The following is a 22,459-nucleotide window of genomic DNA, read 5'->3' on the forward strand; positions in this document are numbered from 1 at the left end:
GCCACGGGCCTCCTGTCCGTCATGCGCTCACGCGATCCGCGTGACGCCCAGCGGCGTCGGGTCCACGGGGTCCGGCGGGACCGGGAGCGACCCGCGGATCTGGTTCTGCGCCTGGCAGTCGCTGGTGCAGTTCGTCGCACCCTGCGACAGTTCGACGGCGTCCTCGCCGAGCACCCCGCCCAGACGCCCACCGGGCTGGACCGTCCACGTGGTGGTGGTCGTGGTCTGCGAGGTCTTCGTGGCGACCTGCGGGCTGTCCTTGCCGAGGAGCATCTGGTGGGCACCGCTGCCCGCGGACACCGCGGCCGTGCCGTCGCCGAAGTTGATCTTGCCCGTGTACGGGTTCGTGAAGTAGAACAGGCCCGCGCCGAGGGTGTGGGTGAACGTCACCGGCCCCGCGAACTCCGTCTCCATCTGGAAGACGCCGCCCTGGGCGCCGTCCTTCGCCTGGACCTTGAGCTTCCCGGCCCCCGTCGAGAAGATCACCACGAGGGTGTCGTCCTTGACCTCGAGTGACGAGAGCTTCGTGCTGGCGAGCTGCGCGGCGGTGAGCGACGGGACCTTCGACGCGAACACCACGGTCGGCTTCGTCACCATCCGCTGGGTGTCCGGAGCGCCGGTCAGCGTGTAGTCGTACACGCCGAGGTCGGCGATCCGGATGTCGAAGCCGTTGTGCTTGCCCCGTACCGCGATCGTGCCGGAGACCGGGGTGTCGCGCACCCTGAGTTCCTTGCCCTGGGCGGGGTTCGTCGTGACCCCGTTCACGGTGACGGCGTAGTCGCCACCGGTCGAGGTCTTGCCGGACGCGTTCGCGGGGGAGACCCCGACGAGGGCAGCGGCGGCGACGGTGCCGAGGGCGATCGCGGCGACGATACCGCTGCCGATCCTGCGTGAGCGCTGGGTGTGCATGGGTGCCTCCTGGTGGGCCTGTCTGGCCGGTACGACGATCGTCGTCGCCAGCCCGACTCCGCACCATCGGACCTTGGTACTAGTACCCGGTCAGCAGCGTTCGGCAGGGCACGGTCACCACCCGTGGTCGCGCGCCCACAGCGCGGCGCTCGTGCGGTCCGCGACGCCGATCCGCCGGAACAGCGACCCGACGTGCACCTTCACGGTGCGCTCCGCGATGCCGAGCTCCGTGCCGATCTGCCGGTTCGACATGCCCCGGGCGATGCGGACGAGCACGTCCCGTTCCCGGGGCGGGAGCTCCGGGCCCCGGTCCGCGACGGCTCCGGCGACTGCACCGGGCAGGAGCGCCCGGGCCACCCGGGGGTCGATCGGCGTCTCGTCGCGCGCTGCGGCACGGACCGCCGCGACCACGTCGTCGGGCGCGGCGTCCTTGAGCAGGTAGCCCGTGGCGCCGGCCGCCAACGCGGCCCGCACCCGGTGGTCGTCCGAGAACGTCGTGATGACGAGGACCCGGACCGACGGCAGGAGCGCCCGCACCTGCCGGGTCGCCTCCACGCCGCCGGCACCGGGCATCGAGAGGTCCATCACGACGACGTCGGGACGGAGCGTCGGCACGAGCGACACCGCCGCTTCGCCGGTGGCTGCCTCGCCGACGACCTCGCAGTCGTCCGTGGTCGCGAGCACCGCGCGCAGCCCGCTCCGGACCAGCGCGTGGTCGTCGACCAGCAGGATCCTCACCGCAGGGCCTCCGCGTCGACGGGGACCTCGAGGTCCCAGGTGGTGCCGGCACCCGGAGCGGTCCGGAGCAGCAGGGACCCGCCCGTGTCCTCGGCGACCTCGCGCAGCAGGGTCGTGCCGAGGTGTCCGGTGCGGCCGCCCTCGATGACCACGGCGGGGTCGAAGCCCGCCCCGTCGTCGTGCACGACCACCCGGACCGAGCCGCCGGCCTGCGTCACCGTGATGTCGACCCGGCCCGCACCGGAGTGCTTGACGACGTTCCAGACGGCCTCACGGACGAAGCGCACGACCGCGAGCAGCGCGCCGGGGGACGCGTCGACCGCGTCCGGCACCCGCACGGTGGTCGCGAGCCCCGCTGCGCGCGCGCGGGCACAGGCGTCGTCGAGGGCGGCGCCGAGTCCCTCGGGCGTCGGCGCCGCCGGCCGGATCGTCGCCATCGAGGTCCGCAGCGACGACACTGCACCCCGGAGCACGGTGGCGGCGTCGCGCGTGGCGGGATCGGCACCGAGGGACAGTGCGAGTCCGGCGACGTCCTGCACCGGTCCGTCGTGCAGTTCGGCGGCCATCCGACGGCGTTCCGCGGCCTCGGCGTCGAGCGCGCGACCGAGCAGCCGCTCCCGCAGGCGCTGCCCGGAACGGATCCGCAGCAGCAACCCGAGCAGCAGCGGCACCAGGAGCGCGAGCACCACCGCCACCGTGCCGAAGGCCAGGACGGCGAACGACCGCCGCAGGTCCGCGGCGCGCGCGAGCACCTGGTCGTACGGCTGGTACGCCTCGAACAGCAGCGCCTCGCCGGACGGCGTGTGCACCGCCTGGTAGGCCTCGAGCAGCGGCCCGCGCCCGCGCTCGTAGCGGTTCTCCGGCTCGGTCAGGTCGGACACCTCGGCGTCGGACCGGTCCGACTCCAGCGCCTCCAGGTCCTCGTCGGACAGCGGGAAGCGCTCGCCGACCAGTCGACGTTCGTCCGACCAGAGCACCGTGCCGTCGGCCGCCCAGAGCTTCATCCGGACCGCCGATCCGGTGCGCAGCTCACCGGCCACCGCGTCGTCCAGGCGCGTCCGTGCGGCAGCCCGGTCGACGGCGGACCGGGACGGGTCGGCGACCGCGTCGAGCAGTGCGGGTTCGACCACGACGCGTGCGAGCGCCGCGGTGTCGCTGGTCGCGTCACGGACGGCGAACGACTCCGCGATGCGCTGCGCCACCAGCGTGCCGGCGGTCGCGACCGCGGCGCCGCCGACGACCGCGGCGAGCACGACGCCGATCAGGACGAGCCGCCAAGGAGTCCGGCCGGTCCGCCGGCGCGGGTCGGCCGCGACGAGCACGACCGGCTCCGCCGCCGTGTCACTGTCCGACGACCGTTGTCCGTGCACCCGGACACCGTAACCGGCGGCGTCCCCGCCGAGCGCGCGCGGGGCCCGGATCGCCGCAGAACGCAGGCCTGGAGGCCCGTGGCGGCGTCGCCACGGGCCTCCAGGCCTGCTCGGGTGCGTCGTACCGCACGTGGTGAGCAGGAACGGTCGGGTCGCCGCGCGCGACCCGACCGTTCCTGCTCACGAAGCGGGCAGCCGCTCGCGCAGGGCGCCGCGGACCGACTCCCACCCCGCCAGGCGGTCGCGGATCGCGTCGTCCTGCTCGGCGGCCAGGGCGTCCCGGTGCGCCTGTTCGAGCACCTCGTCGATGACGACCCGGCGACCGCTGCGGGCCGAGGTGATGGCCGCGTCGACCATGGTCAGACTCATCACGTTGCCGTGCACCTCGCCGTCCGGCACCTCGCCGGAGCGGACCGCCCGGACGAAGGACGCCAACGACCCGGCGATCTCGTGCCCCACCGACGGCGCAGCGGCAGGGGAACCGGGGGTGCCGTCGAGGTCGCTCGACGGGTCGTGGTCGCCGTCCCAGAGTGCCGTGCCGGCCGCGCCGGAGGCACGCCAGTCGCCGTTCCACGAGGTCTCGGCACCCGGCGCGCACCACGAGCCGTCGTAGACGTAGCGGACGTCGTCCTCGAACGTGAAGACGGCTGCCGCGGCCGCGTCGCCCCGGTACCAGGACCACGACGGGTTCCACGACTCGCAGTACACCGACACCGGGTCGCGTTCGAGCACGTACCGGGCGGAGTCGAAGGCGTGGATGGCCATGTCGAGCAGCAGGACGTCGTCCATCTCCTCGCGGAAACCACCGAAGTGCGGAGCCTTCGCGAACCGGGTGCTCAGCCCGCCCACGGCACCGAGGTCGCGGACGTGCTGCCGGAACGCGACGAGCTGGTCGTTGTAGCGGCGGGACTGCGACACCATGAACAGCTTGCCGGTGGCCTCGGCGGCGGCGGCGAGCGACAGCGCCTCGGCGACGGTCTGCGCGGCCGGCTTCTCGCCGAGCACGGGGAGCCCTGCACGGAGCGCCTGCAGCGTGACCGGGTGGTGCGCGACCGGCACCGTGATGTCGAGGACGGCCTCGGCACCGGTCTCGGCGGCCAGCACGGTCAGGTCCGTGCCGACCGGGATCGACGGGTCACCGGCGTGCTCGGCCCCGGCGCGGGCGGCGTCGAGGTCGAGGTCGACGATGCCGACCAGCTCGACCTCGGGGTCGGCTGCGACGGTGGCGAGCCAGGCCCGCCCCATCCCGCCGGCGCCGACCTGCAGGACGCGCAGCGGGCTCACGCGTCGACCGCTTCCGGCTCGGCGTCGTCGAACGGGCCGCGGTAGTGCTGCCCGTCGAAGTACTCGCCCAGGTCGTAGCGGCGGAGCGTCGGGATCTCCCGCTCGCGCTCGGGCCGGGCCCACTCGGCGCCGTTCGCGATCACGCGACGGACGTCCGGGTGGTGGTAGACGGGGAAGTCCTGGTCACCGGGGGAGAAGTAGAAGATCTTCCCGAGTCCGCGGCGGTACGTCATGCCGCTCCGGAACACCTCGCCGCCGGTGAAACCCGAGATGAACACGAGCTCGTCGGGCGTCGGGACGTCGAAGTACTCGCCGTACATCTCCTGCTCGGGGATGACGATCGGGTTCGGCACCCCCCGGGTGATCGGGTGCTGCGGGTTGACGGTCCAGACGAGCTCCTGGTCGTGCTCGCTGCGCCAGCGGAGGGTGCAGGTGGTGCCCATCAGCTTGCCGAAGATCTTCGACCAGTGGCCGGAGTGCAGGACGAGCAGCCCCATGCCGGAGAGCACGTGCCGGTGCACCCGGTCGACCACGGCGTCGTCGACGTCCTGGTGTGCGGCGTGCCCCCACCAGGTGAGGACGTCGGTGTTCGCGAGGACCTCGTCGGTGAGGCCGTGCTCGGGCTCCTGCATGGTGGCGGTCCGGACGACGGCCTCGGGCAGGTGCTCGCGGATGCCGTCCGCGATCGCGCCGTGCATGCCGTCGGGGTAGCGCTCGGCGACGTGCTGCTCGACCTGTTCGTGGACGTTCTCGCCCCAGACGGTGATGCGGAGCGGGGTGGTGGTCATGGTGTGTGCCTTTCGGGGGTGGTGGGACCCGGTCACTTGACTGCGCCGCCGGTGGCCCCGGCGGCGATGAACTTCTGCGCCACGAGCAGCAGCACGATGGCGGGGATCGAGGCCATCACCGCGGCGGCCATGACGGTCGACCAGTCGGCGGTGAAGGTGCCGATGTAGTTGTAGATGCCGAGCGTGATCGGCCGGACGTCCTCGGTGGTGGTGAGGGTCAGGGCGAACAGGAAGTCGCTCCAGGTGAACAGGAACGTGAACAGTCCGGCGGTGATCAGGGCGTTGGCGCTGATCGGCACGACGACCGAGCGGAAGGCCCGGAAGTTGCCGGCACCGTCGACCTTCGCGGCCTCGATGATCGACGGCGGGATGTTCTGCATGAACGCCCGCATGATCAGGATCGCGAAGGGCACGCCGGCGGTGCTGTCGGCCAGGATCAGCCCCGGCACGGTGTTGAGCAGACCGAGGTCGTTGTACGCCGCGTACAGGGCGTTCGCGACGACGATGCCCGGGATCATCTGCGAGATGAGGATGCCGAACAGCACCGCGTTGATGCCCTTGACCTTGAACTGGGCGAGCGCGTACGACGCCGGCGTCGCGATGAGCAGACTGACGACGACGCTGCCCAGGGCGATCACCAGGCTCGTGACCAGGGCGCCGCCCTGGTCGGCGATCGCCTGCGCGTAACCGCCGAGCTGCGCGTTGATCGGGAACCAGGCGGCCTCGATGGCGGAACCGGCCGGCTGCAGGGAGATGTTGATCATCCAGTAGACGGGGAACAGCATCACGGCGAGGATCAGGATCCCGACGCCGGACAGCACCCACTGCTTCGCGCTCGTGGGACGGACGGGTCGCCGGGTGCCGCGGGTGACCACCGCGCGGGTCCGGAGGACGTCGTTGGTGGACGCTGCGTCAGTCATCGACGGCCTTCCTGTTGAGGCGGAGGTAGACGATCGCGAACAGCGCGGAGATCACGATGAGGATGTTGCTCAGCGCGGCGCCCTGCCCGAAGTCGAACTGCTTGAACGACAGGTCGTAGGACTGGGTCGCGATGGTCTGGGTGGCGTTCGCCGGCCCGCCGTTCGTCAACCCGAGGATGATGTCGAGCACCTTGATCGTGTAGACGACGCCGAGCACGAGCGTGACGCTCACGACGGGTCGCAGCATCGGCCAGGTGATCGCCCAGAAGGCCTTCCACCCGGTCGCGCCGTCGAGTGCAGCTGCCTCGTACAGCTCGGTGGGGATGTCCTGCAGACCGCCGTACAGGATCGTGGTGTTGAAGGGGATCCCGATCCAGATGTTCACCGCGATGACGGTGATGAGCGCCACGGCGGGACTCGTCAGCCACGGGACCGACGGGATGCCGAAGGTGCCGAGGAACTGGTTGACGACGCCCGAGTCCTGGTCGAGCATCCACTTCCAGACCGCGCTCGAGACGATGAGCGGCAGCAGCCAGGGGAGCAGGAGCAGGGAGCGCAGGAGGCCGGACAGCGGGAAGTTCCGGCGGAAGAACAGGGCGAGCAGCAGGCCGAGGACGAACTGGCCGACGATCGACCCGATCGTGAACAGCGCCGTGTTGAGCATCGCCGTGCCGAACAGCTGGGACGACACGACCGAGGCGTAGTTCGCCAGGCCGACCCACGGTGCCTCGCCCGTGTAGAACGTCGACGTCGTGTACGCCTGGAAGCTCATGACGATGTTCTTGACCACGGGGTAGCCGAAGAACAGCAGCAGGAAGAGGACGGCCGGCAGCAGGAACAGCAGCTGCGCGATCCGTTCGAAGCGCAGCGAGCGGCCCGGGCGGGCCCGCCGGGACGGAGCGGGTGCTCCGTCCCCGGCGGCCCGCCGTGGGGCGACGGGGGTCGCGGTGCTCGTCATGCTCAGTTGCTCGACTGCGCGTTCCGCAGGGCGTCGGCCGGGGAGTCCTGCCCGGTCAGCGCCGACTGCACGGCCGTGTAGATCTTCGTCGCGGCCTTGGGCCAGTCGGCACCGAGCTCGCCGGTGCGGGCACGGGCGTCGGCGACGAGGTCGACGAACACCTGCTCCTCGGGGACGTCCTTGCCGAACTGCTGGGCGACGTCGGTCTTCGAGGGGATCGTGTACCGCAGCTTCGCCATCGCGAGCTGGTTCGCGTCGCTGTTCATGCAGTCGACGATCTTGGCGGCGACGGCCTGCTTCGCCTTGTCACCGGTGTTCGGGACGGTCCAGACCTCGCCACCGAGCGGGGCCACGGCCTTGTCGCTGGCGGACTGCACGGGGATCTGGGCGATCCCGTAGTCGACCTTCGACTCCTTCAGGCCGGGGATCTGCCACGGGCCGTTGATCATCATCGCGGCCTTGCCGGCCATGAACTGGTCGTTCACGTCGGCCTGGGTCCAGTTCACGACGCTCTTCGACATCGAGCCGTCGTCGACCAGGCCCTTCCAGAGCGACAGTGCTTCCTCGGTCTCCGGGGTCGCGATGTCCTTCTCGTCGCCGCCGTTCGACCACATGAACGGCAGGAACTGCCAGGTGCCCTCGTACGTGGCGTTGGCGTCGACGGCGAACCCGTACTGGTCGCCCTCGGTCAGCTTCGCCGCGGCGGACTGCAGCTCGTCCCACGTCTTCGGCGGGGTGACACCGGCCTCGGACAGCGCCTTCTTGTTGTAGAAGAGCGCGATGGTGTTCACGGTGGGGGCGAGGCCGTAGACCTGGTCCTCGTAGGTCCCGGCCTGCAGCACGCCCTTGGCGTAGCCGTCCGTCGAGATGTCGTAGTCGGACAGCGGCGACAGCGCACCGGTCTCGGCGATCTGCTGCAGGTCCGGGTTGTCGAGCATCAGGACGTCCGGCAGGGTCTTCGACGACGCCTGCTGCAGGACCTTCTGGATGAGCGACGAGCCGGGCACCAGGCTGCGCTTGATGGTGACGTCGTTCTCGGCCCCGCACTTGTCGAGGTACTCGCCGATGACCTTCTTGTCGTTGCCCTGGTTGTAGTAGTCGAGCACGGTGATGGAGTCCACCTTGCCGCCGGAGCTCGCGGACGAGCCGCCGGAACAGCCGGCGAGGACGAGGGGGACGGTCGCCAGCATGGCGACCGCGCTGAGGACCGGGGCGATCCTGCGGTGTCGAGGCTTCATTGCTTCGCTCTTCTCTGGATGGTTGCCGGACACGAGTCGAACGTGTCGCTCGTGGATCGGGGACGACCGGACCAGAACCGCTCCGTCGCGTCCCGAGTGGGGTCGAAACTAGCATCGAAGCGGTTAGATGGTAAAGCGCTTAGACGAATTTTTTTCGGGCACCGCCCCGCTACAGTGAGCGGGACAGGGTGAGGGAGCGGCATGGCGACGATGCAGCAGGTCGCCGACCGGGCGGGCGTCTCGATCGCGACGGTGTCCTTCGTCGTGAACGGCAACAAGCGCGTGTCCGCCGACACCCGTGCCAGGGTCACGGCGGCGATGCGTGAGCTCGGCTACCGGAACAACGTGGTCGCCCGGGCACTGGCGTCGCGCCGCACCCGGATCCTCGCGCTCGTGTTCCCGGTGCTCGAGCACCGGCTCGGCCAGACCGCGCTGCAGTTCTTCACGAGTGCCGCGAGCCGCGCCTCGGAGCTCGGGTACCACCTGGTGCTCTGGCCGGCGGTGACGACGGCGGACGACGTGCAGGACCTCATCTCGGGCGGTCTCGCCGACGGGGTCGTGGTGATGGAGGTCACGATGCACGACCCCCGGATCGGCCGCCTGACCGAACTCGAGGTCCCGTTCGTCGCGATCGGCCGCACCGCCGACCCCTCGGGCATCTCGTACGTGGACATCGACTTCGAGCGCACCGTCGAGGACGCCCTCGACCACCTCACCGGGCTCGGGCACCGTCGGATCGGCCTCGTGGTCGAGGACCTCGACGGCACGTCGATGGCCGACTACGGCCCGAAGGTCCGGTCCGAGGCGGCGTTCCGCGCCGGCATCGCGAGCCGCGGCCTCACCGGTACCGTGGTCGCCGCCGGTGCCTCCGCCGAGGGAGGGCGCCGTGCGGCGGGGGACCTGCTGGCGCGCGACCCCGACGTCACGGCCGCGATCATCATGAAGGACGACTCGAACTTCGGGCTCGTCAGCGGGTTGCGGGCCGGCGGGCGCCGGGTGCCGGAGGACGTCTCGGTCATCGCGATCGTGTCCTCCGACGGCGCCGGCGCGGCGACCGAACCGGTGCTCACGACGCTGAACGCCCCCGGCCCCGAGCTCGGCCGCCTGGCGGTCGAGTCGCTGGTCGACCGCCTCGAGGGCGGCAGCACCGAGCGCACGCACACGCTCATCCCGTGCGCCCTGCACCTCGCCGGATCGACGGCCCCCGCCCCCGCTTGACCCCTGCCGGTCTGGAGGCACGGGTCGGCGCCGCCACGCGCCTCCAGGCAGCCGCCGGCCACGTTCCGGGCTGCGCGACAGTCCACGGATCCCCGAGCGCGTGAGGTCTCGTCCAGACCGAAAGGTGCCCGGCACGGCACCGCCGCCGCGCCCTGCCGGACAGACCAGGCTCCGCCTGGTTGTGTGGATGTACAGGTTCGCAGCACCACACGTCGAGGAGGACGGATGGCAATCGACCGGAGGACGTTCATGCTCGGGGGAGCGGGGGTGCTGCTGCTCGCCGGCTGCTCCACCGGACCCGAGCGCACGCGGGTCGAGGACTGGCCGACCGAGCCGCCCGAGGGCGAGGCGACGATCAGCTGGTGGGCCGGCCAGGTCGCCTCGAAGGACGGCGGTGACCTGCGGCGCCGGCTCATCGCGGAGTTCCAGGAGGAGCACCCGAACATCCGCGTCCGGATCGTCAGCGCCCCGAGCGACACCGACACGAACCGCACCAGCCTGACGACCCAGATCGCGGCGGGCAGCAGCACACCGGACGTCTACCTCGGTGACGTCGCCTGGCCCGGGCAGTTCGCGAAGAACAAGCTCGCGACCCCCGTGAACCAGCTCGTCGGCGAGGACTTCTTCGACCAGTTCCCCGAGGGCCTGCGGCTGGCGGCGAGCGTCGACGGGACCTACTACATGTTCCCGCTGTACATCGACGAGTCGTTCTTCCTGTACCGGAAGGACCTGCTCGCGAAGCACTCCCTGCAGGTGCCGGGGTCGTGGGAGGAGGTGCGCGAGACCGCCGCGAAGCTCGTCGACACCGGCGACGTGTCGTACGGGTTCGCGTTCCAGGGCGACGTGTACGAGGGACTGACCTGCAACGTCACCGAGTTCGTCGCCGACGCCGGTGGTTCACTGCTCAACGACGACCTCACGGCACCTGCGACGACGAGCTCCGAGACCAAGCGCGCGTTCGAGTTCATGCGGTCGCTGGTGACATCGGGAGCGTCGCCACGGGCCACCCTGACGTACCAGGAGCAGGACACCAACGACGCCTTCTCCGGCGGCCGCGCGGCGTTCCTCCGCAACTGGTCGTACGCGTGGGGGATCGCGAACGGCCCGGACAGCCGGGTCGCCGGCAAGGTGGGTCTCGCCGCCCGGCCGACGTTCGACGGCATGGACGAGCACCACTCGACGATCGGCGGGTGGGGGAACTACATCAACCCGCACACGCAGGAACCCGCGGCGGCACTGACCTTCGCACGCTGGATGTCGAGCGAGACCGCACAGCAGTTCCTGACCCGTGAGGGCGGTGTCCTGCCGGCCCGGTCGGCGAGCCTCGTCAGTGCGGACGCCAAGCGCCAGGAGCGCCCGACCTACGACACGGCGGCGGGCATCACGCTCGTGCCCCGTCCGACCTCGACCGCCTACTACCCGAAGGTGTCGCAGGGCGTCTACCAGAACGGCAACAGCATCCTCGGCGGGCAGGCGACCGTCGACGGCGGTACCAGCGCGATGGCCTCCGCCATCTCGCTCGCCCTGCAGGGAGCGGCGCTGTGAGCGCCGGCACGGCGACACGACCGGCACGGCCTGGAGGCACGGGTCGCGTCGATCCGCCACCCCGGCCGACGGGGCGGTCGCGTCTCGACCGCATCCGCTCGCGGGGCGCGTGGGGCTTCGCGGCCCCGGCGCTCCTGGTGGTCGCGGCGGTGACGATCTTCCCGGTCGTGTACTCGGTGGTCCTGAGCTTCGCGGACGTCGAGGTCGGCTACGAGGGCTTCACGATCCAGTCGTTCGGGCTCGACAACTACGCGGCACTGCTGCAGAGCGCCGACTGGTACCGGGCGCTCGGCTTCACGGTGCTCTACACGGTGGTGACGGTGTCGGTCGAGCTCGTGCTCGGCATGCTCGTCGCGCTGGTGCTCGAGCGCCTCGGGGCCACCCGCGGCTGGATGCTCGCGCTCATGCTCATCCCGTGGTCGCTCGTCACCATCGTGAACGCGCAGCTGTGGAAGTACATCTACGACAGCACCTACGGCGTCGCGACCTGGTTCTTCGGGTTGTTCGGGGACGCCCCGGTGATCCTCGGCGAACCGGTGCCCGCGATCACCGGGCTGATGGTCGCGGACATCTGGAAGACGACGCCGTTCGTCGCGATCATCCTGCTCGCCGGGCTCGTGCAGATCTCCGAGGACCACTACGAGGCCGCCGAGCTCGACGGCGCGAGCACCTGGCAGACGTTCTGGCGCGTGGTGCTGCCACAGCTCACGCCGACCCTGACGATCGCGGTGCTGTTCCGCATCCTGCAGGCCTTCGGCGTCTTCGACCTGCCGTTCGTGCTGACGAACGGCGGACCGGGCACCGCCACCCAGTCGCTCGCGATCATGGGCTACAAGGTGCTCTTCCAGGACATCAACATCGGACCGGGCGCGGCGATCGCGACCTCCACCGCGGTCATCGTCGCGGCCGGGTGTCTGCTGTTCCTCCGGGCGTTCCGGAACCAGGCGAAGGGAGGGGACGACTGATGCCCCGTCAACGTGTGCGCAAGGGCTGGCGGAAGTGGGTCAACACCGTCAACGTCAGCGGCGTCGTCATCGCGGTGCTCACCGCACTGCCGCTCTACTGGCTCGTCACGACGTCGCTCAAGCCGGCGTCCGAGATCGGGCAGTCGCCGCCCACCGTCTGGCCGCAGTCGTTCACCTTCGACAACTTCGTGGTGGCCTTCCGCGACAACGCGCTCGGCCAGTACATGGTGAACAGCGTCATCGTGTCGGTGTCGACCACGGTGATCGTGCTCGCGCTGGCGTTCCTCGCCGGGTACGCCCTGGCAGGCCGGTTCATCCGGGGGCGCACGGTGATCATGACCTCGCTGCTCATGCTGTCGGTGTTCCCGGCGATCGCGGTGCTGACGCCGCTGTACCTGCTCGAGCGCAACCTGGGGCTGCTCAACTCGTACCCGGGCCTGATCGTGCCGTACGTGGCGTTCAACCTGCCGTTCGCCATCTGGATCATGCGGAACTACCTGCAGGGGATCCCGTCGACGATCGAGGAGGCGTCCGAGATCGACGGCGCCGGGGCATGGCGGACCGTGCTGTCGGTGATCCTGCCGATGGCGAAGCCGGGCCTGTTCACGGTCGGCGTCTTCACCTTCACGGCGTCGTGGAGCGAGTTCCTGATGGCGCTGACCTTCAACAGTGAGAACTCGTTCCGGACGATCCCGGTCGGCATCGCGCTCTTCGGGACGCAGTTCACGGTGCCGTTCGCGCAGATCTTCGCCGCGAGTGTCGCTGCGACGGTGCCGATCGTCATCCTGGTGCTCGTGTTCCGTCGCTCGATCGTGTCCGGTCTGACCTCCGGCGCGGTGAAGGGGTGACGGGTGTCCGGCATGCGGAGATAGGTAGGGAACTTACCTAGCTGCGCATGCTGGACATTCGTCAGGGCGTCGTCCTGACCGCCCGTAACCTGCCGTCAGGGGCTCGGTGCGCCGAGATCGACGGCCGCGACGATGCGGTCGATGATCCGCACGAACCTGGCCCGCTCCCGTTCCGAGAAGGAGGCCATCAGGTCGTGCAGGTGCTTGTTCGTGCCGTCCATCGCGCGCGCGTAGTCGCGGCGGGCAGCATCGGTCAGCTCGATGTGCCGGCTGCGGCCGTCATCCGGGTTCGGGATGCGACTGAGGTGTCCGCTGTGCTCGAGTCGGTCCACCATGCCGGTGACCGCCGGGCCGGTGAGCCCCAGGTGCTTCGACAGGTCCTTCACGCGCACCGTCCGGCCCGCTTCCTCGGCGCGCGAGACGAACTGCAGCAGCGTCAGGTCGCCGCCCGAGACGCCGAGCTCGTCGCGCAGGCGCCCGCGCAGTTCGGAGACCGCGGCCTCGAGCCGGGTCAGAGCCGCGTCCAGGTCGACATCGCTCACGACAACGCCCCCTCTGCACGGGTCTCGTCCGGATCACGATACGCCGCAGTCACCGCCCCAGCGTATCCACATAACGCGAAGCGTGGAACGGTTCAGGTGGCGATGACGGATTCGGGGCACCGTGGCTGACCCCGTCCCGACTCCGCAGTCCGCTTCCCGCGCCGGTGAACCGGTCCGTTTCGAGGTCTCCGGCGGGGACCCCGACTCGGCCGAGCGCGACCTCGCCGCCGTCCACGGCGCCGATCGGTGGTCCGTCCGGCGCATCGACGACGACTTCTCCTACCGGTACACGGCCGTCGGGGACTCCGACGTGAGCATCCGGCGTTCGCAGCTCCGCGGTGCCGTGCGCGGCTCGGTGCCCGTCGGCACCGACTACGTGGTGACCTGGATCACCAGCGGGACCGCGCACCTGGACTCCGGGCGCGTCCGGATGGAGTTGCGCCGCGACGTCCCCGTGCTCCTGCCGCCCGAGGACGACTTCGTGTTCACGGCCGAGGACCACGACCAGCGGTTGGTGCACTTCGGGCGGGAGTACGTGCACCGCGTCGCGTTCGAGCACCTGGAGGTCGACGCCGCACCACTGCGGTTCGACCCCACCCGCGCGCCGGAGCCCGACACGGCGGAGCGCTGGCAGGGGGCGCTCCTGGCGCTGTCCCGGGCGCTGCGCGCCGAGGGGCCCGACTCGGACGCGTGGCACGAGGCCAAGCGGTCGGCGGCCACCGCGTTCCTGGACACCTTCCCGCCGCAGGCCGACGACCTGCCCGCGGTGCTCGGCCTGCCCCGGAACGCCCGGCTGCGGGCAGCAGTGGAGTACATCCACGCGCACGCCGCCGAGCCGGTCACCGTCCAGGAGCTGTCCGAGGTCGCCGGCCTGAGCGTGCGGTCGGTCCAGGAGTCGTTCCGCCGGGTGTTCGACGTGTCGCCGCTGACCTACCTGCGCGAGGTCCGGCTCGACCGGGTGCGCGGGGAACTGCTCGAGCTCGACCCGCAGGCCGGGGTCGTCGGCGACGTCGCCCGACGGTGGGGGTTCGCCCACCTCGGCCGGTTCTCGGCGGCGTACGCTGCCCGGTTCGGCGAGTACCCGAAGCAGACCCTGCGCCGCTGACGACGGCGGGTGCTCAGCGGCCGGGTGCCGGCCTCGGCGCGGGGCCCGTGCTCGCCCGCACGCGCAGGGTCGTGGGGAGCCGGACGTGGTCTGTGGTCGGTTCGCCACGGAGCATCGTCAGGAGCATCTGCACGGCGTGTGACCCGAGCTCGGCGAGCGGCTGCGACACCGTGGTGAGCGGCGGGGTCGTGGTGGACGCCTGCGGCACGTCGTCGAAGCCGACGACGGACAGGTCCTGGGGCACGCGGAGCCCGAACTCGGCCGCGGCGCGGAGCACGCCGATCGCCGACGAGTCGTTCGCGGCGAACACCGCGGTGGGGCGGTCGGCGAGGGCCAGGAGCTCACGGGCGACGGCCGCGGACTGGTCCTCCTGGTAGCCGCCGTCACGCAGCAGGCACTCGTCGACCGTGATGCCCGCGGCCGTCAGGGCCGAGCGGTACCCGGCCGCGCGCAGCTGGGCGGAGGCCAGGTCGGCGCGTCCCTGCAGGTGCGCGATGCGAGTGTGTCCGAGTGCGAGCAGGTGTTCGACGGCCTGCACCGCGCCGGCCTCGTTGTCGGCGTCGACGGTGGCGTGCCCTTCCGGCCCGGTGTGCGGGTCGATCGCCACGACGGGGATCGACGAGCTCGACAGTGCCGTGGTCGGGGTGACGACGATCGCGCCGTCGATCAGGGTGCCGGAGAGGCGGGACAGCGACCGGCGCTCCCACCCGGGTCGGTCGGCGCCGGTCATCAGGCCGGCGTAGGCGAGCAGCTCGTAGCCGGTGCCGGTGGCCGCCCGCGAGATGCCGCGGAGCAGCTCGGTCGAGAACGGCTCGAACTCGGGCACCAGGATGCCGACGACCCCGGTCCGCGAACTCCGCAGGCTCCGGGCGACCAGCGAGGTCTCGTACCCCAGGTCCTCGACCACCTGCTGCACGCGGAGCATCGTGGCGGGTGCGACGCCGTCCCGCTGGTTGATCACCTTGGACACCGTCGGGATCGACACCCCGGCCACCCGCGCCACGTCGCCGATCGTCACCCGGCCGGCACCGGGACGCGCGCCGAGTGCCGAGTCCATGTGCACACCGTACCGCTGCGGCACCATGCAATCGAGTAAGAAAACGTTATCGATATCGATTGACACCGGCACGGAGCAGCAGGCATGCTCTCCGCAGCGGCAGTCGATGTCGCGCATGTCAACGACGACACTTCAGGAGTTCCACGATGACGAGGAAGATCCGTGCCGCGGCAGCCATCGCGCTGATCGGGGCGACAGCACTGGTGGCCAGTGGGTGCTCGGCGGGCAGCGATGCCTCCGAGGACGGCGGGAAGGTCACGATGACCTTCTGGCACAACTCGACCACCGGACCGGGCAAGGCCTACTGGGCCTCGACGGTCAAGGCGTTCGAGGAGAAGTACCCGAACGTCACCATCAAGACCCAGGCGATCCAGAACGAGGACCTGGACGGCAAGCTCCAGACCGCCCTCAACTCCGGCGATGCCCCCGACGTGTTCCTGCAGCGCGGCGGCGGCAAGATGGACGCGATGATCGCTGCCGGGCAGCTCATGGACATCTCCGACTCCATCAGCGCCGACGCGAAGAAGTCCATCAGTGCGGGCACGTTCGCCGGGTACGAGAAGGACGGCAAGACGTACGCCATGCCGGGCGCGGTGCTCCCCGAGGGCATCTGGTACTCGAAGGACCTGTTCAAGGAAGCCGGTATCGAGGGCACGCCCACGACCATGGACGAGCTGAACGACGCGATCACGAAGCTCAAGGCCAAGGACATCGACCCGGTCGCCGTCGGCGCGAAGGACGCCTGGCCGGCCGCCCACTGGTACTACAACTTCGCGCTCCGCGAGTGCAGCCAGAAGACGCTCGAGGACGCCGCGGAGTCGCTGAAGTTCGACAACGCCTGCTGGACGAAGGCGGGCGAGCAGCTCGAGGACTTCAACGCCACCAAGCCGTTCAACAACGGCTTCCTGACCACCGCCGCACAGCAGGGCGCCGGCAGCTCCGCCGGTCTCCTCGCCAACCACAAGGCCGCGATGGAGCTCATGGGTGCGTGGGACCCGGGCGTGATCGCGTCGCTGACGCCGGACGCCAAGCCGCTGCCCGACCTCGGCTGGTTCCCGTTCCCCGCGATCGACGGCGGCAAGGGTGACCCGAAGTCGATGATGGGTGGTGTCGACGGCAACTCCTGCTCGGCGCAGGCACCGAAGAAGGCGTGCACCGACTTCCTGAACTTCATCGTGCAGAAGGACAACCAGGAGGGCTACTACAAGGCCTTCAACGCCATCCCGGTGAACAAGGAAGCCCAGTCGGTCGTCGACTCGGACTACCTCAAGTCGGCCCTGGCCGCCTACCAGGAGGCCCCGTTCGTCTCGCAGTACCTCGACACCCTGTACGGCCAGAACGTCGGCAACGCGCTGAACACCAGCGTGGTCGACCTGCTCGCCGGCAAGGGCGACGCGAAGGACATCGTCGAGACCACCAACCAGGCTGCGGCCAAGGGCTGAGCATGACCCTCGACACCTCGCTCGGTACGACTCCGACCACCGGGTCGGACACGGCCGCGGGGACGTCCCCGGCGGGGAGCGGTTCGCCGCTCCCCGCCGGTCGGCGGACCAAGCGCCGCATCGCGGACTGGCGGAAGCGCGTCGAGATCGCGGTCCTCGCCGGACCAGCGGTCATCGTCTTCGTCACGTTCGTGATCCTGCCCGTGGCGCTCGCCGCGTACTACGGGTTCTTCAAGTGGCAGGGCTACGGCCCGCCCACCGACTTCGTCGGGCTGCAGAACTACCTGATCATCTTCCAGGACAAGGCGTTCCACGCGGTCCTGATGCACAACGGCTTCATCGTCGTGCTCTCCCTGGTGCTGCAGGGGCCGATCGCGATCGTGCTCGCACTGCTGCTCAACCAGAAGATGCACGGCCGAGGACTCGTCCGCGTGCTCGTCTTCGTGCCGTACGTCATCTCCGAGGTGATCGTCGGCACAGGGTGGAGCCTGATGCTCCAGTCGAACGGCGCCGTGAACGACCTGTTCCAGAGCATCGGCCTGGGCGGCCTCCGTGCGGACTGGCTGTCGAACCCCGACATCGCCATCTGGACGCTGCTCGTGATCATCTCGTGGAAGTACATCGGCTTCGCGGTGATCCTGTTCCTCGCCGGCCTGCAGAGCATCCCCGAGGAACTGTTCGAGGCCGCCGCCATCGACGGTGCCGGCTACTGGCAGATCCAGCGGCGCATCACGCTGCCGCTGCTCGGTCCGACCATCCGCATCTGGGCGTTCCTGTCGATCATCGGCTCGCTGCAGCTGTTCGACCTCGTCTACATCATCTGGGGGCAGTACATCGCGTCGACCGCGGGCACCTCGACGATGGCGACGTACATGGTCGCCAACGGCCGGACCTCGGGCAACTTCGGCTTCGGCAGCGCCGTCGCGGTCGTGATGTTCGTGATCTCGCTCGTGGTCGCCCTGATCTACCAGCGCTTCGTGCTCCGCCGCGACACCGCGGGTGCACTCACCGAGAGGAAGAACTGATGGCCACCACGAGCATCGTCGCCCCCGGGCGCCGGGCCGTGCGGGAGCGCCGGTCCAGTGCCGCGATCGGACGCGCGAACCCGCTGACCTACGTCGTCGCGATCCTGTTCGTCGCCGCCAACCTGGCACCCGTGCTCTACATCGTGCTGGGCGGCTTCCGGACCAACTCGCAGATCACCACGAGCCCCGCCGGGCTGCCGGCACCGTTCGAGTTCGGCAACTACGGGTCCGTGCTGTCGAGCGGCATCTTCTGGCAGCAGCTCGGCAACTCCACGATCAGCGCCGTCACGACCACCCTCGGGGTCGTCGTGCTCGGGCTGATGGTGAGCTTCGTGCTCGCCCGCTACCGGTTCGCCGGCCGCGGGGCGCTCTACGCCCTGTTCGCAGCGGGCCTGATGTTCCCGATCACGGTCGCGATCACCCCGCTGTACCTGCTCGTCAAGGACCTCGGTCTGACGAACAGCCTGGCCGGCGTGATCCTGCCGCAGATCGCGTTCGCGCTGCCGACCACCGTCATCATCCTGGTGCCGTTCCTGCGGGCGATCCCCGACGAGCTCGAGGAGGCCGCGTCGATCGACGGAGCGAGCCGTCTCGGGTTCTTCTTCCGGATGGTCGTGCCGCTGTCGCTGCCCGGCGTCGTCACGGTCGGCATCCTGGCGTTCATCGCCAGCTGGAACAGCTACATCCTGCCGCTGTTCATCCTGAACAACGAGGCCGCGTACACGCTGCCGCTCGGGGTCCAGTCGTTCTCGTCGCAGTACTCCGTCGACACCGCCAAGGTGCTCGCGTTCACCTCGATGTCGATGATCCCGGCCCTCGTGTTCTTCACGATCTTCCAGCGCCGCATCGTCGGTGGCCTGACCGGGGCGGTGAAGGGGTGACCGCGACCGACGCGACGCAGACCGCCGGACACGACCCGCGCCTCCAGGCCGACAGCGTGACGGACGCGACGGACGCGACGGACGCGACGGCCGCGACCGCGACCACCGCCGGAGCCCGCGCCGACGCCCTGCTCGCCGTGATGACCCTCGACGAGAAGGTCGCCCAGCTCGTCGGCTACTGGCTCGACCAGAACGGCGTCGTCGCCCCCATGCAGGGCGAGATGGCGGCCGTGCAGCAGGGCAGCACGCTGGCGGACATCACCCGCGACGGCATCGGGCAGTTCACCCGCGTCTACGGCACCCGTCCCGTCGAACCCGACGAGCGTGCCGCCTGGCTCTGGGCCGAACAGCGCCGACTGCAGCGCGAGACCCGGCTCGGGATCCCGGCGCTCGTCCACGAGGAGTGCCTGACCGGCCTCGCCGCGTGGAAGGCCGCGACGTTCCCGACCCCGCTGGCGTGGGGCGCGTCGTTCGACCCGGAGCTCGTCGAGCAGGTCGGCGCCGCGATCGGTGCGTCGATGCGGCAGCTCGGCGTCCACCAGGGGCTCGCACCGGTGCTCGACGTGATCCGTGACCCCCGCTGGGGCCGGGTCGACGAGTGCATCGCCGAGGACCCGTACCTGGTCGGCACGGTCGGCACCGCGTACGTGCGCGGGTTGCAGTCCGCCGGGGTCGACGCGACCCTCAAGCACTTCCTCGGGTACTCGGCGTCGCAGGCGGGACGGAACCACGCCCCCGTGCACGCCGGGGCCCGCGAACTCGCCGACGTGTACCTGCCGCCGTTCGAGATGGCGCTGCGGGACGGCGGCGCCCGGAGCGTCATGAACTCGTACGCCGAGATCGACGGCGTGCCCGTCGCGGCGAACGGCGAGCTGCTCACCGACCTGCTCCGCGGCCGGCTCGGCTTCGACGGCACGGTCGTCGCGGACTACTTCTCGGTGGCGTTCCTCGAGGTCATGCACGGCATCGCCGCCGACCGTGGCGAGGCCGCGACGCTGGCGCTCGAGGCCGGCGTCGACGTCGAGCTCCCGACCGGTGACGCGTACCTCGCGCCGCTCGTCGAGCGGGTCCGCAGCGGGCAGGTGGACGAGGCACTCGTCGACCGCGCCGTGCTCCGGGTGCTCCGGCAGAAGGAACGGCTCGGCCTGCTCGAACCGGACGCCTTCGCCGGAGACGCCTCCACCGGGATCGACCTCGACACCCCGCTGCACCAGGCACTCGCACGCCGGCTGGCGGCGAAGTCGCTCGTGCTGCTGTCGAACGACAGCGGCGCCACCGACAGCGGCAGCGCCGACGGCGCCAGCGACGCCACCCCCGTCCTCCCGCTCGCGGCAGGCGCCTCGGTCGCGGTCATCGGCCCGAACGCCGACCGAGCCGAGGCCCTGCAGGGCTGCTACTCGTTCGCCAACCACGTGCTCGCCTCGCACCCCGACCTGCCGCTCGGCTTCGCGATCCCGACCGTCCGCGAAGCCGTCGCCCAGGCCCTCGGCCCGGCAGCGGTGCGCTTCGCAGCGGGCTGCGCCGTCACGGGCGACGACCGGGCCGGCTTCGCCGACGCGGTCGCCGTGGCGTCCGCCTCGGACGTCGCGGTGGTCGTCGTCGGTGACCAGGCCGGACTCTTCGGCCGCGGCACGGTCGGCGAGGGCAACGACACCGAGTCGCTCGACCTGCCCGGCGTGCAGCGCGAGCTGGTCGAGGCCGTCGTCGCGACCGGTACCCCCACCGTGATGGTGCTGCTCACCGGCCGGCCGTACGCGATCGGCTGGGCGCTCGACGGCGACCAGCCGCGTCCGGCCGCGGTCGTGCAGGCGTTCTTCCCGGGCGAGGGCGGCGGGCTGGCGATCGCCGACCTGCTCACCGGTGTCGCCTCGCCCTCGGGCCGCCTGCCGCTGTCCCTGCCCCGGTCCGCCGGTGCGCAGCCGTTCACGTACCTGCACCCGCGGCTCGGCGGTCCGTCCGACGTCACCGCCGCCGACTCGACGCCGGTGCGACCGTTCGGCTTCGGCCTCGGCTACACCGACTTCGCCTACGACGAGCTCGTCGTCGACCAGGACGTCCGCTCCGACGGCGTCTTCACCGCGTCGGTGACGGTCCGGAACACCGGGTCCCGTGACGGCGAAGACGTCGTGCAGCTCTACGGGCACGACGTGCACGGCAGCGTCACCAGGCCCGAGGTGCAGCTCCTCGGGTACGCGCGGGTCGCGCTCGCCGCGGGGGAGTTCGCGCGGGTCCGCTTCCGCGTCCCGGTGCAGCGCTTCGCGTTCACCGACCGCCGCATGCGCAGGGTGGTCGAGCCCGGCGACGTGCAGGTCTGGGTCGCGTCGCACGCGGCGGTGTCACGGCCGGGAGGCCCGGTGGCAGCCGGTGGGATCGTCGCCTCGGGCGACGGGCCGGTCCGACACCCCGTCCCCGGCACCGCCACGGAGCGCGCCACCGTCGCGGTCACCGGCGCCGTCCACGAGGTCACCCTCGACGACCCCCGCCTGGTGGAGTGGTCGCTCGTCTGACCGGGAGACGGACAGGAGGCCCGGTGCCAGCGTGCACCGGGCCTCCTGTCCGTCAGTGGGTCGCGGTCACCCGACCGGTTCGATCCGGTCGGACAGGTCCAGGGACCAGACGGCGACGCCTGTCAGGCCGAGCCGGTCCGCCAGCGCGATCCGCTCGCGCAGCGAGCGTGCGTCGGACCACCAGAGCACCTCACCGCTCGGCAGGGTCGCGGTCCACTCGCCGACCGTCGCGTCCCACCGGGCGGTCGCGCCCGCTTTCCGGACCCGGAGCCGGGCCTGGGCGTCGGAGAGCTGACCGGCCGGACGCGTCCCCTTCCAGTGGTAGCCGTACCCGGCGACACCGAGCACGATCTGGTCGGCGGGGGCGAGGGTCGCGAGTGCACGGGCGGCCTTCGACGACCACGCGAGCGACCCGACCGGGCCGGGCGCGTCCGGTTCCCAGGGGCCGTGCTGGTCGTAGGCCATGAGCGTCAGGTGGTCGAGCGGGGCGCGGAGGGCGCGCACGTCGTAGCCCAGGCGGGCGTACCCGGCGGCTGTGGTCGACGCGGACAGGGCGATGTCGAGCCGGACGTCGTCGCCGACGGCGGCTCGGAGCTCCCAGGCGAAGGCGGTGAGGCCGGGCTTCTCGGCCGGGGTCAACGCCTCGAGGTCGATCATGATCGAGTCCCAGCCGCCCGTGGTGACGTCGGCGGCGAGCGACCGGACGACCCGGGCGCGGTTCGCGGGCGAGGTGAGCAGCTTCCGCGCGATCGGCTCGCTGAAGTCCCCGTCGGCCTCGGAGTAGTTGCTCACGAGCAGCTGTGCGGTGAGCCCGTTCGCGTGCGCCCGGTCGCGCTGGGCCTTCGCGGCACGCGAGGGGACCGTGACCTTCGTGCCCGTCCGGTTCAGCAGCAGGCCGTCGACGCCGACCACGTCCATCGCGGCGGCGTTCGCGTCCACCAGGGCGGTGTCGGCGTTCTCGGGCTGGAAGCCGGTCACGTCGAACCCGTCGGCCCGGGCAGCGGTCGGGGTCGTGCAGCCGGCGAGTGCGAGTCCCGTGGAGAGGACGGCTGCGAGCAGCGCGGAGCGGCGTCGACGCGGGGTGGTGGTCACGGGGAGGGGCGTCCTGTCGTTGGTACC

General features: G+C 70.9%; 20 protein-coding genes. 9 read left to right on the forward strand and 11 right to left on the reverse strand.

Annotated features, from left to right (window positions below; all coding sequences use genetic code 11):
* Window positions 1–27: 27 nt before the first annotated feature.
* The 8 genes from DEJ30_RS15740 to DEJ30_RS15775 all read right to left on the reverse strand — a co-directional run bounded on the left by DEJ30_RS15740 (window position 28) and on the right by DEJ30_RS15775 (window position 8,205).
* The gene (locus DEJ30_RS15740) at window positions 28–909 is read right to left on the reverse strand and encodes a hypothetical protein (protein ID WP_110862637.1); all 882 of its coding nucleotides are present in this window, start codon (window positions 907–909) and stop codon (window positions 28–30) included.
* Between the two features lie 114 nt (window positions 910–1,023).
* Entirely contained in the window at window positions 1,024–1,647 is a 624-nt protein-coding gene (locus DEJ30_RS15745; RefSeq protein WP_110862638.1) for a response regulator transcription factor, read from the reverse strand.
* Entirely contained in the window at window positions 1,644–3,017 is a 1,374-nt protein-coding gene (locus DEJ30_RS15750; protein ID WP_110862639.1) for an ATP-binding protein, read from the reverse strand. The genes DEJ30_RS15745 and DEJ30_RS15750 overlap by 4 nt, the downstream gene beginning before the upstream one ends.
* A gap of 180 nt (window positions 3,018–3,197) precedes the next feature.
* Window positions 3,198–4,292 (reverse strand): Gfo/Idh/MocA family protein, encoded by a 1,095-nt coding sequence (locus DEJ30_RS15755; RefSeq protein ID WP_110862660.1) that lies wholly within the window; start codon window positions 4,290–4,292, stop codon window positions 3,198–3,200.
* Window positions 4,293–4,297: 5 nt separating this feature from the next.
* Window positions 4,298–5,089, reverse strand: a complete 792-nt coding sequence (locus DEJ30_RS15760) for a ThuA domain-containing protein (protein ID WP_110862640.1) — start codon at window positions 5,087–5,089, stop codon at window positions 4,298–4,300.
* A 32-nt stretch (window positions 5,090–5,121) separates the two neighbouring features.
* Complete coding sequence (locus DEJ30_RS15765; protein WP_027464442.1) at window positions 5,122–6,009, reverse strand: carbohydrate ABC transporter permease; 888 nt, start codon at window positions 6,007–6,009, stop codon at window positions 5,122–5,124.
* Window positions 6,002–6,967 (reverse strand): carbohydrate ABC transporter permease, encoded by a 966-nt coding sequence (locus DEJ30_RS15770; protein WP_110862641.1) that lies wholly within the window; start codon window positions 6,965–6,967, stop codon window positions 6,002–6,004. The genes DEJ30_RS15765 and DEJ30_RS15770 overlap by 8 nt, the downstream gene beginning before the upstream one ends.
* A gap of 2 nt (window positions 6,968–6,969) precedes the next feature.
* Window positions 6,970–8,205, reverse strand: a complete 1,236-nt coding sequence (locus DEJ30_RS15775; RefSeq protein ID WP_110862642.1) for an ABC transporter substrate-binding protein — start codon at window positions 8,203–8,205, stop codon at window positions 6,970–6,972.
* Between the two features lie 201 nt (window positions 8,206–8,406).
* Between DEJ30_RS15775 and DEJ30_RS15780 the strand changes: the two genes are divergently transcribed.
* From DEJ30_RS15780 to DEJ30_RS15795, 4 genes are all read left to right on the forward strand, one after another.
* Window positions 8,407–9,423 carry a LacI family DNA-binding transcriptional regulator gene (locus DEJ30_RS15780; protein WP_258370002.1) on the forward strand — a complete coding sequence of 339 codons (1,017 nt, stop codon included), beginning with the start codon at window positions 8,407–8,409 and terminating at the stop codon, window positions 9,421–9,423.
* Between the two features lie 225 nt (window positions 9,424–9,648).
* Window positions 9,649–10,968 (forward strand): ABC transporter substrate-binding protein, encoded by a 1,320-nt coding sequence (locus DEJ30_RS15785; protein WP_110862643.1) that lies wholly within the window; start codon window positions 9,649–9,651, stop codon window positions 10,966–10,968.
* Complete coding sequence (locus DEJ30_RS15790; RefSeq protein WP_176708257.1) at window positions 10,965–11,933, forward strand: carbohydrate ABC transporter permease; 969 nt, start codon at window positions 10,965–10,967, stop codon at window positions 11,931–11,933. The genes DEJ30_RS15785 and DEJ30_RS15790 overlap by 4 nt, the downstream gene beginning before the upstream one ends.
* A complete protein-coding gene (locus DEJ30_RS15795; protein ID WP_258370004.1) occupies window positions 11,933–12,781 on the forward strand; it encodes a carbohydrate ABC transporter permease in 849 nt (282 codons plus the stop codon). The genes DEJ30_RS15790 and DEJ30_RS15795 overlap by 1 nt, the downstream gene beginning before the upstream one ends.
* 95 nt (window positions 12,782–12,876) lie before the next feature.
* On the opposite strand, the gene DEJ30_RS15800 is transcribed toward DEJ30_RS15795, so the two are convergent.
* Entirely contained in the window at window positions 12,877–13,323 is a 447-nt protein-coding gene (locus tag DEJ30_RS15800; protein ID WP_110862645.1) for a MarR family winged helix-turn-helix transcriptional regulator, read from the reverse strand.
* A gap of 121 nt (window positions 13,324–13,444) precedes the next feature.
* On the opposite strand from DEJ30_RS15800, the gene DEJ30_RS15805 reads away from it, so the two are divergent.
* Window positions 13,445–14,428, forward strand: a complete 984-nt coding sequence (locus DEJ30_RS15805) for a helix-turn-helix domain-containing protein (RefSeq protein WP_111091415.1) — start codon at window positions 13,445–13,447, stop codon at window positions 14,426–14,428.
* A 13-nt stretch (window positions 14,429–14,441) separates the two neighbouring features.
* Here the strand turns inward: DEJ30_RS15805 and DEJ30_RS15810 are convergent, their stop codons facing one another.
* Window positions 14,442–15,485: a LacI family DNA-binding transcriptional regulator gene (locus DEJ30_RS15810; protein ID WP_181420176.1), complete on the reverse strand. Its 1,044-nt coding sequence runs from the start codon at window positions 15,483–15,485 to the stop codon at window positions 14,442–14,444.
* A 146-nt stretch (window positions 15,486–15,631) separates the two neighbouring features.
* Here DEJ30_RS15810 and DEJ30_RS15815 point away from each other — a divergent pair, with 146 nt between their 5' ends.
* The 4 genes from DEJ30_RS15815 (at window position 15,632) to DEJ30_RS15830 (ending at window position 21,340) form a co-directional block, all read left to right on the forward strand.
* Window positions 15,632–16,927, forward strand: a complete 1,296-nt coding sequence (locus tag DEJ30_RS15815) for an ABC transporter substrate-binding protein (protein WP_110862647.1) — start codon at window positions 15,632–15,634, stop codon at window positions 16,925–16,927.
* Between the two features lie 2 nt (window positions 16,928–16,929).
* Entirely contained in the window at window positions 16,930–17,952 is a 1,023-nt protein-coding gene (locus DEJ30_RS15820) for a carbohydrate ABC transporter permease (protein ID WP_027464452.1), read from the forward strand.
* A complete protein-coding gene (locus tag DEJ30_RS15825; protein WP_017886791.1) occupies window positions 17,952–18,833 on the forward strand; it encodes a carbohydrate ABC transporter permease in 882 nt (293 codons plus the stop codon). The genes DEJ30_RS15820 and DEJ30_RS15825 overlap by 1 nt, the downstream gene beginning before the upstream one ends.
* Before the next feature lie 140 nt (window positions 18,834–18,973).
* The gene (locus DEJ30_RS15830) at window positions 18,974–21,340 is read left to right on the forward strand and encodes a beta-glucosidase (protein WP_375231884.1); all 2,367 of its coding nucleotides are present in this window, start codon (window positions 18,974–18,976) and stop codon (window positions 21,338–21,340) included.
* Window positions 21,341–21,406: 66 nt separating this feature from the next.
* On the opposite strand, the gene DEJ30_RS15835 is transcribed toward DEJ30_RS15830, so the two are convergent.
* Window positions 21,407–22,432 carry a glycosyl hydrolase family 18 protein gene (locus DEJ30_RS15835; RefSeq protein WP_110862648.1) on the reverse strand — a complete coding sequence of 342 codons (1,026 nt, stop codon included), beginning with the start codon at window positions 22,430–22,432 and terminating at the stop codon, window positions 21,407–21,409.
* Window positions 22,433–22,459 lie beyond the last annotated feature (27 nt).

The sequence above is a fragment of the Curtobacterium sp. MCPF17_003 genome (assembly GCF_003224385.1).
Classification (GTDB): domain Bacteria; phylum Actinomycetota; class Actinomycetes; order Actinomycetales; family Microbacteriaceae; genus Curtobacterium; species Curtobacterium flaccumfaciens.